This is a genomic window from uncultured Campylobacter sp. (assembly GCF_938015785.1).
In the GTDB taxonomy this organism is placed as follows: Bacteria; Campylobacterota; Campylobacteria; order Campylobacterales; family Campylobacteraceae; genus Campylobacter_B.
This window is the reverse complement of sequence record NZ_CALLWC010000051.1, coordinates 53589-69050: the sequence shown is the minus strand read 5'-3', so window position 1 is coordinate 69050 and position 15462 is coordinate 53589. Positions and strand designations below refer to the sequence as shown.

The window sequence follows — 15462 nt, the reverse complement described above, 5'->3', positions numbered from 1 at the left end:
CGGTGCGAAACAGAATTGTGATTATACAAGAGCGATGCTTAAAGGGGGCTGAATAGGCATTAGAAATTTTAAAAAACGATTTGGAAAATTTTAAATTTCATAAATGAAATTTTATGCTTAGCATGCCTGGTATAAATTCATCTCCGCCCTCCGTAAAAATTTTATAAATTTCGCATGCCGCCGCATCCAAAAATTCAAAATTTCATCATATTTACGACCGCTGACCGCCACCCCATTCGCGCATAAAACCTGCTTGTAAAACGCTTAAGCGCACGATTATAAGATTTCGCTATAATCACGTCCGATTTAAAATTTATCAAAATTTAAAAGGACCTTTATGCGCGCAATTTTTTCTATCTATATCTTCATCATCGCAGCCCTTATCGGCATTGAGCTCTCGCTCGGCGCACTCGTCGCGCCCGTGGTATTTTTCCCGCAGCAGATTATCGGAGATGGCGTGCTATCGCACTTTCAAAGCGGCAAGCTAATGAGCGAGATCTTCGTAAAATACGGCGGCATCCTCATCGCAGTCTCGATCATCTGCCTAGTTTTTGAGATGATAAATTTCAACAACAACAAATCGCAATCCTTTCGCTTGCGCCTTTCGACCCTGATGCTGACGCTCATAAATATCATACTTGCCCTACTTTTCGTGCTTTACTTTACCGACTACGTCATAAATGCTCAAAAGATCGGTGCAGAAGCGACGATGACGCCGGAATTTGCCCAAATCCACGCGGCTAGTGAGTGGTGCATGAAACTCATCATCGTGTTTCAAACGGTGCTGTTTTTCGCAAAAATCCTCCCCGCTCTAGCCGTAAGAGATGTCGCGGCGGCGAAAGACGCGCGGGATGAAGACTAAAATTTACTACGAAGATACCGACGCGCAGGGCATCGTGTATCACGCCAACTACATTAAATTTTGCGAGCGGGCGCGCAGCGAGGCGCTTATGCAGGCTGGGGTGGACTTCGCGCGCGCGGACGCACACTTCGTAGTTAGCGAGCTTTGCGCTAAATTTCTCCGCCCCGCGCGCCTCGGCGACACGCTTGAAATTCGCACGAGCCTAGCCGCGCTTAAAAACGCCAGCGCCCTTTTGCGACAAGAAATTTACAAGATCAAAGATATTAAAAACGTAGATTTCAGCGAGCTTTTATACGCACAGGACGTAAAAATCGCCTTCGTAAAAGACGGCAGGCCGATCAAATTTAGCGCCGAAATTTTAGAATTTTTCAAATCTTTGAGATAAATTTATTTCGCGGGTTAAAATTTACCTAGTCGTGCGGTGCAAACATAGCGTAGCCCGACCTTCGGCGTAAAATCCAAAAATACGCAGAGCTCTTGGACGGTAATAAAATTTGCGAGCTTAGTAAAATTTTACGACATAGAATTTCGCTCGGCGTTAAGGTTTAAATTTTGATGCTACATCGCGACGCAAACCCCTCACGCACCCCAAGATAGCCAGATAGAAAACAAAATTTGAAATATCAGAATTTTGCAATGGCGTTAAATTTTGCCTTGCCCCCGCCGCTTTATAAAATTTCTCGTCTTCAAAATTTAAACCTGCGCAGATCGAGTCCGTGTTTTTCGCCAAATCCCGCTTGTCCGCGAAATTTAAGCCGATCAAACTCGCCAGCGATCTCATCCGCATAGGCGCAATCCACAAACTAGGCGCCCGCGCAAAAGCCGCGCGCAAAATCAAAAGCACGCAGAACGAGCGCCAAAATGCGCCTCACAGCAGCTCTTTTATCTTCTGCAGATCCTCTTTGAAAAGCTCCGCCTTGCTCGGATTTTGCGCGATGAATGCGGGATCGAAGCTTGGCACGAAGCTGATGCCGCCCTCGTTAAAGACCGAGCCGTGCAGCGCGTCCATGCCCGCCAGATCGCCGTTTCGCAGCACGATTTTACAGCAGAGCTCCCCTAGGCAGAGCACGACTTTGGGCTTTAAAATTTTGATCTCGTCGGTCAGATAGGGCGCGCATTTTAAGATCATTTCCGAGCTTATGCGCCTATTTTGCGGCACCGCGCACCTTATCAAAAAGCTAAAATAAATTTCTTCTGGCGCGCAAATTTGATCTAGCGCCGCTTCAATCTCAGCTTCCAAACCGCCGCCAAAACCCTCGCTAACGCCAGGCGCAAGAGCCACGATCATAAGTTTTACGCTCGCGGGAGTTTTGAAATTTTTGATAGTTTTGAAATTTTTAAAATTTTGCTCGCCGCCTCCCGTACGCGTTTTAGCAAGCTCGCAGAGATTGCACTCGGCGGTAGCGGATTGCAGCGCGTCCAGCGCCTTAAAAAATCGCTCGCCGCCGCTTAAAATTTCGGCGCCTACGTAGCGGTAGCCGAACGCTTTGTAATAAAGCAGCCTGCGTAGTTGCGAGCTTTGCACGGCGCGCCTACGATCTGTTTAAATTTCGCGCGACGAATCCGCGATCAAACTGCGCCAAATCTTTGTAAAATTCCGCTCTAAAGCCCTGCTCGCGCAAAAACGCCGACAAACTCTGCTTTTGATCGTAACCCATCTCGCAGGCTAGAAATTTTGCGCGCTGTGCGGCGATCAACACGATGCGTTTTAAAATTTCATCCCCCCGCTCGCCGCCAAACAGCGCCTGTTTCGGCTCTTGCAGCACGCGCGCGTCTAATTCGTAGGAGTTTGCGATGTAGGGCGGATTTGAGACGATGAGATCAAACTCGCCCGCAATCTCATCAGCGTAGGCGCAGTGCACGAACTCGACATCCGCACCCAAGCTTGCGGCGTTTGCACGCGCCACCTCAAGCGCATCAGCGCTGATGTCGCTAGCCGTGATACGGCAAGCAGGAAGTAGCTTTTTTAAGCAGATAGCGATTATGCCGCTGCCCGTACCGATCTCGCAAATGCGCGGCTCGCCCAAACTCTGCGCCAAAATAAGCGCCTTTTTTACCAAAATTTCGGTCTCGCAGCGCGGTATCAGCACCCGCTCGTCGACGTAAAATTTAAAGCCCATAAACTCGCAGCTTTGCGTGATGTATTCAAGTGGGCGACCGTCTTTAAATTCAACGATCTTAGCGCGAAACTCCGCTTCGTGCGCGAGCTCTTCCGAGCATCTTAGCACGAGTTCTTCGCTGCTAAGATGCTCACAAAGCTTTAAAATTTCGCGTGCGACGTATTTTGAGCCGCACTGCTGCAGGCCCCATCTTAGCGCCTCAGCGATCCTCATTAAGCTCTCTTATGCGCTCATACAGGCTCGGGTGCGAATGATACACCGCGGCATAAATTTTATGAGCGAGCGGAAACGCCTTGTTTTCGCTGCCCAGCTTCTTTAGCGCGCCGATCATGCTCTCTTTATCCTGCATACTCGCGCCATGCCGGTCCGCGCTAAATTCGTGCATGCGGCTAAGCTTGGAGATCACCGGCTCAAAAAACGCATGCAAAATCGGCGCAAACAAAATCATAAAAACCAGCGTTGCGCCGCCGTCCGCGTTAAGCCCCAGCGCGCCGAATACGCTCCCGGGAAGATTTCCGAATACCGCAAACGTCGCGCCTAAAAGCACGAAGCTAAGCGCTAAATTTTTCAAAACATCGCCGTGTTTGAAATGCCCGAGCTCGTGCCCTAAAACGGCTAAAATTTCATCCTCGCTCAGCTTTTCTATGAGCGTATCGAAAAGCACGACCTTTTTCGTCGCGCCAAAGCCGCCGAAGTAGGCGTTTAGGCGCTTGTCGCGCTTGCTCGCGTCGATCGTAAAAACGCCGCTACTTTTAAAACCGCAGCGCTGCAAAAGCTCCTCTATGCGCTCTTTTAGCTCGCCGTGCTCTAGCGGCTGCATCTTATTAAACAGCGGCGCGATAACGGTCGGATAGATCAGATTTATCAGTAAAATCACGCCGAAGCTTAGCAAAAAGCCCCAGACCCACCAGTGCGCGCCCAGGCTGTTCACGCAAAAAACGAGCGCGGAGGCTACCGCAAAGCCGAAAACCAGCGTGAGTATGAGCGATTTTAGCGCGTCTTTTACGAAAACGGCGGGTGTTATCGTGGAAAAGCCTAGGCGTCTGTCTTTAACGAAGGTTTTGTAAATTTCAAGCGGAAACGATATTGCGCCGCCGATGATTAAAAACGCCGTTACGAAGCAGCTCTGCGCAAAAATCCCGTCGCCCGCTAGATCATATATCGCGCGCTGTAACGTGCCTGCGAGCGCAAGTATCCAAATAAGCGCTACCGCAAAAGAAAAGCAGTGCGAAAATATATTAAATTTTAAATTTACCGCACCGACCTCGCCCGCCTTGCGATAATCCTCCTCGCTAAGCACCACCGCAGGCTCTTTTAGCTTGACGCGGATGAAGCTTAGCTCGAGCAGATCGAGCGAAATTTTATAAATCGTGTAAAGCGCGTATAAAAAGATCAAAAACCAAACCATCGCGCCTACTTTAGGCTCTCGGCGAGCGAAAGCACTTCGTAATATTCATTTTCCATACTGTTTAACGTTCCTCTTTTTTCTTCAAGCTCTTCAAAAAGCCCCTGCATCCCGAGCTTTTGATAAATTTCAGGCGTCGAGAGCGCGTGATTTAGCTCCTTTATACGCGCCTCGATAGCCTCGATCTTAGCGGGGTACTCTTCTAAAATTTTATTCTGTTTGTAGCTAAGCTTCGCGGCGCTCGTTTTCTCCTTTTTGTTTTCGCGGCCGCCTTCCTCCGCGCTCGCGCCCGCATCGGCCTCGATCTGATCAATCTCCGCCATCTCGTCTTCAAACTCCAAATACTGCGAATAGGGCATTTGAATTTGATCGATCGTGCCGTTTTTTTCAAAAACCCAAAGCTTATTTGTAATCTTATCGATAAAATAGCGATCGTGGCTTACGATTATGACGGCGCCTTCAAAGCTTAGCAGATAATCCTCCAAAATATTGATCGTCGCGATATCAAGATCATTCGTCGGCTCGTCCAAGATCAAACAATCGTACTGCTCGGTAAAGAGCTTCGCAAGCGCCAGGCGGTTCTTTTCGCCGCCGCTAAGCACGCCTACGGGTTTATCCAAAAATTCCTTCGGAAACAAGAAATTTTTCAAATATCCGTATACGTGCATGTAGCTGCCGCGGACGCTTATGTGATCGCCGCCGTTTGGACAGAAAATTTCGATTATGCTTTTATCGTCCGTGATGCCGCTGCGGGTCTGATCGAAGTAGCCGATCTTGATCTCGCCGCGTTTGATCTCACCCGCATCGATCTTGCTGCGACCGAGTAGAATTTTAAGCAAAGTGCTTTTGCCCGCGCCGTTAGCGCCTACGATGCCGATGCGCTCGCCCTGCAAAACCCGCGCCGAAAAGCCCTTGAAAAGCACTTTACCGTTTAAAATTTTACCGATATTCGTGCATTCAAAAAGCATCTTTTTGCGATTGTCGCCGCCCGTGCCGTTAAAGCTCCTACTCGCGCGCTCCAGCTCGAGTCGCACGCGACGGATCGCGCCCGGGTTTTTCTTCGCATCCTGCCTCATCTGCATGATACGTGCCTTGCGCCCTTCGTTGCGCTTTAGGCGCGCCTTTACGCCGCGGTGCAGCCACTCCTCCTCGGCGCGCAGCTGTTTAAGCAGCGTCTCGTGAGACTTCTCGAGCGAAGCAAGCATCTCCTGCTTGCGCCTCAGATAGTTCTCGTATCCGCCGTCGAAATTTGAAATTTTGCCCTCTTCGATCTCGATACTGCGCGTCGCCAAGCGGTCGATGAAATAGCGATCGTGGCTGATAAAAACAATCGTCTGCTTCGAGCTAAGCAGCATCTCCTCTAGAAATTTCACCATATAGACGTCGAGGTGATTCGTGGGCTCGTCCAGCAGCAGCACGTCGGGCTTTTTAAGCACCAGCGCGCCCAGCGCCACGCGACGAATTTCGCCGCCGCTAAGCGTGCAGACAGAGCGGTTTTCGTAAATTTTAAGTCCGAAATTTTGCAGTACCTGCTCGATCTTATTATCGATCTGCCAGCCGTCCTTGGCCTCGATAAATTTAATCAGTTCGTCTTGGCGCGCTAAAAGCTCCTTGTTTTCGGGATGTGCGGCGATTTCGCTCGAGATCGCGTCGTATTCGCTAAGGGCGGCGTAAATTTCAGCTAGCTCCCTTCGCAGCGCGTCTTTGACCGAGAGGTTTTCGTCAAATTTCGGCGTTTGAGCGAGCATCTGGATATTTAGCCCGTTTTGAGTGATCACACGCCCCTCGTCGATCTCGCACAGACCCGCAATTATCTTCATCAGCGTGGATTTACCGCCGCCGTTTTTGCCGATCACGGCAACGCGCTCGTTAGCGTCCAGTGCGAAATTGACGCCGTCTAAAACGACGTGAGAGCCGAATTTTTTCGTAACATCGATAAGCTCGATCAAAGCCAATTTTAAGTTCCTCTAGTGTTAAATTTGATGATTTTACACAAAATTCTATTAAATTTTAATAACTTTTAAGGCTTTAGCGATGCAAAGTTTGGAATTTAACGGCCTGCGCGTAGAAATTTTCGCCCCGCACGCGCCGTTTTTTGCAGCTGCGCCCTCCTTTACAAAAGAAGCCGTGTCCGCGCCGCCGATCATCTACCTGCACGCCTTGGATTTTGATGCGGCTAGCATGGGCGAAATTTACGAGCTCGTCTCGCGACAAAGCGGCGCGAATTTCGTGCTTGCGGCGGTCTATCTAAACGAAGCGCAGTGGGGCGATAAGCTTAGCCCGTGGGCGGCAAAGTCGCCGTTTAAGGGGGTGCGCGATTTCGCAGGTGGCGGCGCGGCGCACTTGAAAAAATTTACGAACGAGCTGATCCCGCGTATCGAGCAGCATGTATTCGGCGCGGGAAAGCCTGCGTGGCAAGCATGTGCGGGATACTCGCTGGCGGGGCTTTTTAGCGCGTATGCGGCGTTTGCAAGCGATAAATTTCAAAAGATCGCCTGCGTCTCGGCGTCGTTTTGGTTCGGCGGATTTGACGCCTTCGTCGCCGCACACTCGCCGCAAAGGGGGCTGGCGCACGTCTACGCGTCCTTGGGCGAGGCCGAGATGAACCCGAAAAATCCGCGCGGAGCACTCTGCGGCGAGACGGCGCGAAATTTTATCGCCAAATGCCGCGACGCGGGCGCAAAAGCGGAGTTTGAGCAAAATCCCGGCGGGCATATGCAAGATGAGATCACAAGAATTTCAAAAGCACTTTTAAGCCTCATAAATTCTTAAAATTCGTGGAAATTTAAAATTTAGCGGGGCGGGCAATTAAATGGCAGGCTCGACAAATTGGCGCTGCAAGAGATTGAAATAAACGAGCCGAGAAGCGGCACGAAGCGTAAATTTAAAGCAAGCCGCCGCTAGAATTTCTCGCGCAACGGTTTTTTTGTGCGATACAATGAATTTTAAAACAAACCCACATTAAAATTTTATAACGCAAGCGGTGCGACAAGAAAGGTGCAGCGCAATTCGGCGCGAATGACACAGCGCATCGTCGGTGCTTTAGTGGCTTTGGATAAGTGCGATATCTGTTTAAGCGCAAATCATACGGTAGCTCGTCGCTGCGGCACAGGCGGCACGGCGTAATGCAAATTTCAGGAGGGGTAGCGCTAAATTTTTGTAGGTTGTGCTAGCGGTTTAAAACTTAAAGCGAGCCGTCGTTGTAAAATTTAAAACAAATTATGTCGCGGCTAGGATTTAGCGCGCCTGCAAGCTAAATTTAAACAGCAGCGCGGCGCAGTGTATGACCCCGCCGTTTCATTTAGTGCACCTACGAGCTAAATTTACCGCTGAAATTTCAAAATTTACACTGCGCCAAAGGGTGCTTCGGCGCTACGATACACGCCGCTAGGTTTAAATTTTAAAATTTAGCGTCGGGCGGGCGCACTTAGCCGATACCTGCCGAATTTGCGACGACGGAATTTCGCGAATTACCGTTTGCAGAATTTTGCCCTGCGAAATTTCGCGGCGCATGCTTCATTATCAGCTCTCTACTGAGCGCTTTGCCCGACGCACGTTTCGCCTTTTCTCTCGCTATACAGACAGCGCCGACCGCTCCATTACTCGCGCTCACTATGTCATTTGCTACATTTGCTCGGAACCAACTGCGAAAAGCTGCAAATGCACCGAATTCTAATCTTACGTCTTCGAATTTTGACACCGCAAATATTGGGTAAATTTGGGCGAATCCCGCCATGTTTATATCCGCGTTTACGCACCTAAACGGCAAGGGTACATCCTTGCTGTAAACGGAACAAGCGATTAAACTGCAGGCTCGACAAAACAGGAGCTGCAAAGTATTCTTAACAACCCTAAAATATTCGCAATAACAGCAAAAAATTCTTGCAAAATATCCGCAACGACGATAAAAATTCCTACAAAAATTCCCGCTAAAATTTCATACGAAGCCGCTGAAAATTTATCTGCGTTTGATGCCGTAGCCGTCACGATCCACGCATATAAAGCCCGCCGTAGCGCCTCCGTCGCGTGCCATCACCACGCCGTCTGCGGCAAATCTATCATCACAGCCGATCTCGTAGTCTTTTTTCACCGCCTCGCCCGCAGGACCCTCGAAAATCTCGTAAAATTCCGAGACAAACCCGTCTTTGTAGTAAATAGGGGTTTTGTCCTCGCCCTCCCAGATACTTACGCCCCGGGCATTTGCGCTTTTTGCTTTGGCTTTAAAGTCCCAAAATCCCAGCCTAGGATTTTTAAAACAGCGCGCTCATTTGTCTTTTCGCCTATACTATAAAAACTCACACTTTGGTTTTTGGTCTTTATTCACGGCTCTCATACTTGAGACCTCGTCGCCGCCAAAAAGGACGTCAAAAGAAACTCCTTCAGGCTTTATCTCGCGCGCAAAATCGCGCAGGGCTAAAATTTGAACGCGATTTTGCGCGTAATTTTCCGCCAAATCCGGCTCCGCAAAGAATAGTTTGTAGATTAAAAACCCTGCAGTTAGCACAAGCGCGGCGCCTACGAGAAGCTTAAATAACCTAAAAATTTCCGAGAAAAAATATTTTATAAAATTCACGCCCGCTTCCTAAATTTCGCCAACTACGCAAAGGGTAGAATTTTTTTGTAGTTGCTCCACAGCTCGCTATCCTCGCCGAAATACGCGAGCAGTCCGCGCGCGTTGCAATCGAAAGGATTGGGCTCTTTATGCAGCGCGATACGCTGCGACAGGCGCAGATCGTAGGTGTTGTATATCGCAGAATACGGCACCGGAAAGTCCGAAGCGTAAAGCAAGCGCGAGTGCACGTCCGTTTGGCTCGCCAGATGCGGCAGAGCCTTGGCGCGCACCGGCGTCATCAGCGCGGAAACGTCGGCGTAGAGGTTTTTGTGCGTGCGCAGAAGCGCCAGAAGCGCAAAATAATCGTGTCCGAAATTTCGCGGGCGGCGCGAGAGCGCACGAAAAATATGCGAATATTCGTAGTTAATCGCCATGTGTGCGCACACCGTCGTAACGCCCAGCTCAAGCGGCGCGTATATCATCTCCAGCGCCTCGCAGCGGCGAGTACTCGGCACCGAGCTTTCGTTGCCGACGTGGATCACTAGCGGCAAGCCGAGCTTGGCGAGCTTTTCAAAATACGGCACGTAGCGAGGCAGCCTCGTATCCAGATCCCAATAGTTTTGTAAAAATTTCGCCCCCTTAAATCCGAGCTCGAAGCAGCGATCGATCTCATCTAGCGCGTCTGCTCGCTTTGGATTGATGCTAAAAAACGGTACGATGAGATCTGGGTTTTTTTGATAAATTTCAAACACGCTGTCGTTGTCCGCACAGACGGTCTTATCGCGATGGATTAGCTCGCCTGCGTCGCTAAATTTAGCATCCACGCCGAAAAGCACCGCCTTTTTAACGTATTTCGAAGCTCTAAGCCCGCCGAGCAGAGCGTCCACATAGGCTTCATAGGGCTCTTTGATCGCGCGCGATACGTCTATGCCGAAGCGCCTGCCGAAAAGGCGCAGCGCGAGCCTGTCGTAAGGGCGGTCGAAGCGCACCTCTTTGCTTAGCAGATGGACGTGAAAATCAAGCGTTTGCATCGGGGATCCTTGGGAAAATTTTGCCGAGTTTATATCAAATTGCGGTAAATGGTTAGAATTTTAAATTTGGGTTAAATTTACGCACAGCGCCCCGCCGCGCCTTTAAATTTTAAAATTTAAACCTCTCCGTAAGAGCCACTAATTGATATTTAATGCCGTTTTAAAGCTACGGCGATATACTTGCGATTTGAAAAGCTATTTCAATTAAGGAGCGAAGATGGAGTTTGAAATTTTAGAAAATTCCGCTGATTTTAAGCCTAGCGATCTGGATGAGATAATGGTCTCGATCGGCTGGGATACGGAGCAAAACGCAGCCTCCGTGCCGCCGCACGAGACATACAGAGTGTGGCGCACCTATGATTACGTGGCGATTGCCAAAACGCAAGGCAAGACCGTGGGGGTGCTGGAGGCGTTTTGCGACCGCGATAACTTCGCTACGAGCTATCTTTACTGCGTGATAGTTCATAAGGATTATCAAAGGCGCGGTATCGGTACGGCGCTCGTAAATGCCTTCAATAAGCGCTTTGCGCACACCACCACCTTTGTCGTGACCCCTCTGCATAAGGCTGAGGGTGCCGGAGAATTCCTACAAAAGTGCGGCTTTAAGGACGCGTCGGAGCACTTCACGGTTCATATGAGGAAGCGAAATTCTATCTAGCGGACATAAATTTTAAAATTTATCGAGCTTTGGCTGTATTAAATTTAGCTATGAGCTGCTATAATCGCTAAAATTTAAGGAGCCAAAATGATCACTATGCAGATCCAAAGCGGCGTCGATCGCGATACTCTCGAAACTTTTAAGAAGCTTTTTTTAAAAATCGATCCTGCCGCACAGATCACTCTAAGCGGCGAGAAAAATTTAGAAACGATTCTATCGGAGTTCAGATCCGGCGAAAGTTACGACGAGATAAAAAGCGGAATGGATGCAGATTTAAAATCATATGCAAACGGCGATCTAAGCGGCTTCGAGGAGCTAGGCAAGGGCTGGAAAAATTGAAAATAATCCAGTCTAAAAGATTTCGTGCGCAGCTTAGCAAGATAGTAGAATTTATCGCAGAGCACTCAGAGGATGCGGCGGAAAATTTTAAAAACGAGCTTTTTGCGCGAGCAGGCGAGCTTGGCTTTATGCCGTATAAATTTCGTAGATCAAAAAGCTTTGACGATGATAAAATTAGAGATTTCATATTCAAGGGTTTCGTAATCCCGTATCTAATAGACGAACCCAGCGATACGATCGTTATCCTAGCGATATTTAAGCAAAATTTATTGAGATAACTTGATGTTTATTTAAAAACATCCGCGTTTAAATTCCGCGCTCCATTTATTAAAACCGCTCATTCGCGGCCACAGCGCCAAATAAACCAACCGCTCGTCTGTGCTAAATCACCGCATATTCGCACCGGGCACCGTAAATTATAATTTTACGCATATCGCACGGCGCGCAAAACAACTCCGCTCGCCCCCACCTTTGCGAAAGCAAACCTAAAAGAATTTTCGGCTACAATTTCCCCCAAATAAAGGCAAAATATGAAAGAAATCTCGCTACTAAGGCTCTCGCTCGCAATCTACGTCGATATGTTTTTGCGCCTAGTAACCACGTTTATCAACACCTACATGATCTCGCGCGTGGACGTCTCGCTCGTGGGCGCGTTAGGAGCGGGCAACGAGATATTTTTGCTCTTCGTCACCGTTTTCGGCTTCCTCGCCGTGGGCTGCTCGGTACTCGTAGCGCAGGCGCTGGGGGCGAAAAACAAAGTCCTAGCGATGCGTGCGATCCACACGAGCATCACATTTAACGCGCTCGTGGGACTTTGTAGCGGCATTTTCGTCTTTAGCTGCGCACCGTTTTTACTGCACGCTCTGCAGGTGCCCGCCGAGCTTTTGAGCGAAAGCGCGATCTATCTTAAGGTTATCAGCATCGTCTTTGCGATAGACGCCGTAGCGATCGTGCTTAGCGCCATCGTTCGCGTCTACGGATACGCAAATTTCATCATCGCGGTCTCCGTGGTGATGAATTTAGTCACGCTCGCGGGCAACTACGTCGTGCTCTTTCGGCCGTTCGGACTGCCGTACTACGGGCTTGAGGGCATAGGCGTAAGCACGATCGCAGGGCGCATGATCGGCGTATTTTTATTCTTCCTTATCATCACGAAGGTGCTAAAGATAAAATTTTACCTCACGATGTTTTTAAAGATCCAGTTTGCCACGCTGCGTAAAATTCTATCCGTAGGGCTTCCGAGCGCGGGCGAAAACATGCTGTGGATCGTGCAGTATCTGGTCGCATTCGCCTTCGTCGCGAGCATGGGCGAGGCGAGCCTTACCGTGCAGACGATCTATTTTCAAATTTCATCATTCATCTTCTTCGGCGGAAGCGCGATCAGTATGGCAAACGAAGTGATCGTAGGCCGCCTCGTAGGCGCTGCCAAGCCGCAGGAGGCGTACCGACACACATTTACCGCGCTGCGCCTTGGGCTCGGGGCGACGGCGCTTTTCGTCGCGATCGTATTTTTAGCGCGCGAGCAGATCATGGAGATGTTAAGCCTAAGCGAGGCGCACAAGCAGGTCATGCGGCCGCTTTTTTACCTCACGCTGGGGCTTGAGTTCGGGCGGACGCTTAATATCGTCTTCGTAAACGCCCTGCGCGCAAGCGGCGACGCGAGGTTTCCCTTTGCGATGGGCGTGATCTTTATGTGGGGCATCTCGATCCCCGTGGGCTGGCTTTTGGGTATCCATCTGGGGTATGGAATTTTGGGCGTTTGGATCGGGTTTTTCTGCGACGAGTGGCTACGCGGCAGCGCGAATACGGCGCGATGGATAAGTAAAAAATGGCAGAGCAAAAAGTTAGTCTAAATTTGCTAGGCTTGCCGATCAGTCTGCGTTTTAAGCGGATGAAATACGCGCGCATTCGCATTAGCAAGGACTGCGAAATCAGCGTGAGCGTGCCGCGCTCCTACACCGCGGCACAGGCGAAAGACTTCATCCTAAAGCACGAAAGCTGGATCCGCCAAACGCTAGAGCGGCTGCGAAGCAAACTTTTAGCGAGCGACGAGATTAGAATTTTAGGCAAAATTTACAAGCTGAAATTTAGCCGCGAGGTCGAGCTTGGCGCGAACTGCGGCGCGAATAAAAGTTTAGGCGATAGCGGCACGCAAGGCTGCGTGAACTGGGCGAATGGCGATGCGAATAGTGACGCGGGCGGCGTAAATTCGGCTCATTTACAAAGCGGCGCGGGCATAAGCGGTAGCGGCGTCGATGGCGTCGATGTGAGAGGCGGCGCAAATAACGGCACTAGCGGCATGAATGACGGTGCGGACGGCGCTGCGGAAAATGAAATTTTAAAATTTCACTCGGGCGGACACACCTCGCAAAATGGTGCAGCGGGCGAGGATTTGAAATTTAACCTACCGGACGATGCGGCGCAAGGGCTCTCGCAACAGAGCAAAATGCGACAAAGCAGCGGGTTTATAAATACGGCGGCGCAAAATATTTTCGAACAATCCTACGGCGAAAATTTAAAATTTAACCCCGCCGCAAGGGACGAAATTTTAAAATTTAAACCTATCGCGGGTGAGGGAATTTCAAATTTTAAACCTGCTGCAAGCGGAGAAATTTCAAATTTTAGCTCTGTCGCGGGCGAAGGAATTTTAAAATTTAAACCCGCTGTGAATGAAGGAACTTCAAAATCCGCGAGTAAAAACGTGCCGCAAAATGTAGTACAAAGCGTGCAAGCGGCGGATATCGAGCGCAACGAGCCCGATTTTACGATCAAAAATTTTATCCAAAGCTCTAAATTTAAAGATAAAATTTTTATGTCACGAGACGTGATCTTTTGCGAGAGCGAGGGTGAGTTTGCGGCGTTTAAAAAGGCCTTTGCGCTTGAGCTTTACCTACGCTATATCGAGAAATTTTCCCCGCGAATAGGCCGCAAGATCGCGCGGGTGCGGGTGCGCAAAATGCAGACGCGCTGGGGCAGCTGCAACCACGCTAAGGGCTATCTCAACTTCTCGCTAAGCCTGATAGAGCGGGATCGGCGCTTCGTCGAATACGTCGTGCTGCATGAGCTCGCGCACCTTATCCACGCAAATCACGGAGCGGATTTTTACGCGCTCATCGCGCAGATCATGCCCGATTTTAGGGCACGTATCAAGCTAGGCAAGGGGTAAAGACCGCCTCAAAGAACTTTTGCAATAGCAATATTTTGCCTATTTTTATATCCCTGCTTTTACACTATCGTCATAATGAACTTCTTTTAATTTAAAAATCTCTATTATTCTTTCGATCTCATTTTTTTGTATTAACGATGTATTGATGTCAAAGATAAGTCCCTCTATCCATAATTTCTTGAAGTCAAAATTTATTATAAGCGGAGCATTTTCTTTAAAAAATAGTCCAGACGAAAATTGCAAATATATTAATTTTAATTCATCATATTTGAATGTCTTCGTAAAATAATTAGATATTACAAAGCCATTTTCATAAAATATAATTTTTCGAAACGTCTGCTCTGTAAATAGCATTATGAGCGTTAAAAAATATAATAAATGAGATAGAAATACCAATAATATCGCCTCTATACCAACCGGTATACACTAGTAATAATAATACCGCATATGATAAATATGGTCTTAAGTGCCCAAAAATTTTACTTCTTTCCACGCGATAAATTTCTTTACCTAGCCATTCTGGATTTTTCATGGGGTGCCTTTAAATTTGATCTGTTATTTTACTTCCGCAAATCTTAAAATGAAATTTTTTTAGCTCAAGCGAATTTTAATTACCCTCATATGCGCCTATCTATACCTAGATAAAATTTTTCACGCCTTAAATCGGCAAAATTTCGCAAATTTTCGTGGATCCAAATATTAATCCAAAGCCGCAAATTCCACGTATTTCTCCATCGCAACCAGCAGGAGCCAGCGCGCGGTAGGGCTGAAAAAATAGTGGTGTTCAGGGATCTGTTCCATTATAAATTTTAAAAAATCGTAAAAATATTCGGGCGCAAATTTAACCTCGGCGCTCGTTAAACTATCGCCTAGATAGCAGATTTCGCCGCCTAAAATCCTCGCTTTTACCGCAGGGTTTGCGTCTATGAAGCTTCTGGCACCGGCAAAGCTCAGGCAGCCCGCGGTCACGTAATCTTTCAATCCCCGCAAGACGGGCTTGGAACCGACGAAGGTGAAATTTTCCTCTATAAAGCGCGCTCCGCCCTCGCTCACTCGCCAGCGATCGCCCAAGCTCGATAAAAACGTAAACATCTCATCATCTGCGGATCTGAAATTCGCAGGTCCGTTTTTGCGATCCATCTTTGTCCTTTTTAAATTCATAGTTGCTTTTATTTTGAAATTTTTACGATAAAGAACAGAAAATATGTTTGATTTAATCTTTTTAAAATCATTATATTAAATTAGGCTAATCAAGGTTTTCCGAGCTCTTTTTATTTCAAGCGAAATCCTTTACCGCCCTTTAAAATTCAACCAATTCAAATAATCGTT

General features: G+C 48.4%; 17 protein-coding genes. 8 read left to right on the top strand and 9 right to left on the bottom strand.

Features of this window, described 5'->3' with window-relative positions:
- Window positions 1-337: 337 nt before the first annotated feature.
- Complete coding sequence (locus tag Q0393_RS07695) at window positions 338-862, top strand: DUF4149 domain-containing protein (protein ID WP_298979193.1); 525 nt, start codon at window positions 338-340, stop codon at window positions 860-862.
- Complete coding sequence (locus Q0393_RS07690) at window positions 852-1247, top strand: YbgC/FadM family acyl-CoA thioesterase (RefSeq protein WP_298979191.1); 396 nt, start codon at window positions 852-854, stop codon at window positions 1245-1247. Before Q0393_RS07695 ends, Q0393_RS07690 begins: the two co-directional genes overlap by 11 nt.
- A gap of 483 nt (window positions 1248-1730) precedes the next feature.
- On the opposite strand, the gene Q0393_RS07685 is transcribed toward Q0393_RS07690, so the two are convergent.
- The 4 genes from Q0393_RS07685 to abc-f are packed head-to-tail and all read right to left on the bottom strand — an operon-like array spanning window position 1731 to window position 6342.
- On the bottom strand, window positions 1731-2387 hold the full coding sequence (locus Q0393_RS07685; RefSeq protein WP_298979189.1) for a uracil-DNA glycosylase: 657 nt from the start codon (window positions 2385-2387) through the stop codon (window positions 1731-1733).
- A 7-nt stretch (window positions 2388-2394) separates the two neighbouring features.
- Window positions 2395-3195, bottom strand: coding sequence for a peptide chain release factor N(5)-glutamine methyltransferase (gene prmC, locus Q0393_RS07680; RefSeq protein ID WP_298979187.1), 801 nt, complete (start codon window positions 3193-3195; stop codon window positions 2395-2397).
- Window positions 3182-4390: a M48 family metallopeptidase gene (locus Q0393_RS07675; RefSeq protein ID WP_298979185.1), complete on the bottom strand. Its 1209-nt coding sequence runs from the start codon at window positions 4388-4390 to the stop codon at window positions 3182-3184. Before Q0393_RS07675 ends, prmC begins: the two co-directional genes overlap by 14 nt.
- A gap of 5 nt (window positions 4391-4395) precedes the next feature.
- Window positions 4396-6342, bottom strand: a complete 1947-nt coding sequence (abc-f, locus tag Q0393_RS07670) for a ribosomal protection-like ABC-F family protein (protein ID WP_298979183.1) — start codon at window positions 6340-6342, stop codon at window positions 4396-4398.
- A gap of 79 nt (window positions 6343-6421) precedes the next feature.
- Between abc-f and Q0393_RS07665 the strand changes: the two genes are divergently transcribed.
- The gene (locus Q0393_RS07665) at window positions 6422-7159 is read left to right on the top strand and encodes a hypothetical protein (protein WP_298979182.1); all 738 of its coding nucleotides are present in this window, start codon (window positions 6422-6424) and stop codon (window positions 7157-7159) included.
- Between the two features lie 1186 nt (window positions 7160-8345).
- On the opposite strand, the gene Q0393_RS07660 is transcribed toward Q0393_RS07665, so the two are convergent.
- The 3 genes from Q0393_RS07660 to Q0393_RS07650 all read right to left on the bottom strand — a co-directional run bounded on the left by Q0393_RS07660 (window position 8346) and on the right by Q0393_RS07650 (window position 9970).
- Window positions 8346-8477, bottom strand: a complete 132-nt coding sequence (locus Q0393_RS07660) for a hypothetical protein (protein WP_298979180.1) — start codon at window positions 8475-8477, stop codon at window positions 8346-8348.
- Window positions 8478-8672: 195 nt separating this feature from the next.
- On the bottom strand, window positions 8673-8960 hold the full coding sequence (locus Q0393_RS07655) for a hypothetical protein (protein WP_298979178.1): 288 nt from the start codon (window positions 8958-8960) through the stop codon (window positions 8673-8675).
- 23 nt (window positions 8961-8983) lie between these two features.
- Entirely contained in the window at window positions 8984-9970 is a 987-nt protein-coding gene (locus Q0393_RS07650) for an amidohydrolase family protein (RefSeq protein ID WP_298979177.1), read from the bottom strand.
- Between the two features lie 217 nt (window positions 9971-10187).
- Between Q0393_RS07650 and Q0393_RS07645 the strand changes: the two genes are divergently transcribed.
- The 5 genes from Q0393_RS07645 to Q0393_RS07625 all read left to right on the top strand — a co-directional run bounded on the left by Q0393_RS07645 (window position 10188) and on the right by Q0393_RS07625 (window position 14133).
- Window positions 10188-10628, top strand: coding sequence for a GNAT family N-acetyltransferase (locus Q0393_RS07645; RefSeq protein ID WP_291939340.1), 441 nt, complete (start codon window positions 10188-10190; stop codon window positions 10626-10628).
- A gap of 87 nt (window positions 10629-10715) precedes the next feature.
- Window positions 10716-10967 (top strand): hypothetical protein, encoded by a 252-nt coding sequence (locus Q0393_RS07640; protein WP_298979174.1) that lies wholly within the window; start codon window positions 10716-10718, stop codon window positions 10965-10967.
- On the top strand, window positions 10964-11245 hold the full coding sequence (locus tag Q0393_RS07635; protein ID WP_298979172.1) for a type II toxin-antitoxin system RelE/ParE family toxin: 282 nt from the start codon (window positions 10964-10966) through the stop codon (window positions 11243-11245). The genes Q0393_RS07640 and Q0393_RS07635 overlap by 4 nt, the downstream gene beginning before the upstream one ends.
- A 252-nt stretch (window positions 11246-11497) precedes the next feature.
- Window positions 11498-12820 (top strand): MATE family efflux transporter, encoded by a 1323-nt coding sequence (locus Q0393_RS07630; protein WP_298979170.1) that lies wholly within the window; start codon window positions 11498-11500, stop codon window positions 12818-12820.
- Complete coding sequence (locus tag Q0393_RS07625) at window positions 12796-14133, top strand: M48 family metallopeptidase (RefSeq protein WP_298979168.1); 1338 nt, start codon at window positions 12796-12798, stop codon at window positions 14131-14133. Before Q0393_RS07630 ends, Q0393_RS07625 begins: the two co-directional genes overlap by 25 nt.
- 310 nt (window positions 14134-14443) lie before the next feature.
- Here Q0393_RS07625 and Q0393_RS07620 read toward each other — a convergent pair whose 3' ends face one another.
- Together Q0393_RS07620 and Q0393_RS07615 are read right to left on the bottom strand one after the other, a co-directional pair.
- A complete protein-coding gene (locus Q0393_RS07620) occupies window positions 14444-14665 on the bottom strand; it encodes a hypothetical protein (RefSeq protein WP_298063516.1) in 222 nt (73 codons plus the stop codon).
- A 167-nt stretch (window positions 14666-14832) separates the two neighbouring features.
- Window positions 14833-15273 carry a hypothetical protein gene (locus Q0393_RS07615; protein ID WP_298979166.1) on the bottom strand — a complete coding sequence of 147 codons (441 nt, stop codon included), beginning with the start codon at window positions 15271-15273 and terminating at the stop codon, window positions 14833-14835.
- Between the last annotated feature and the right edge of the window lie 189 nt (window positions 15274-15462).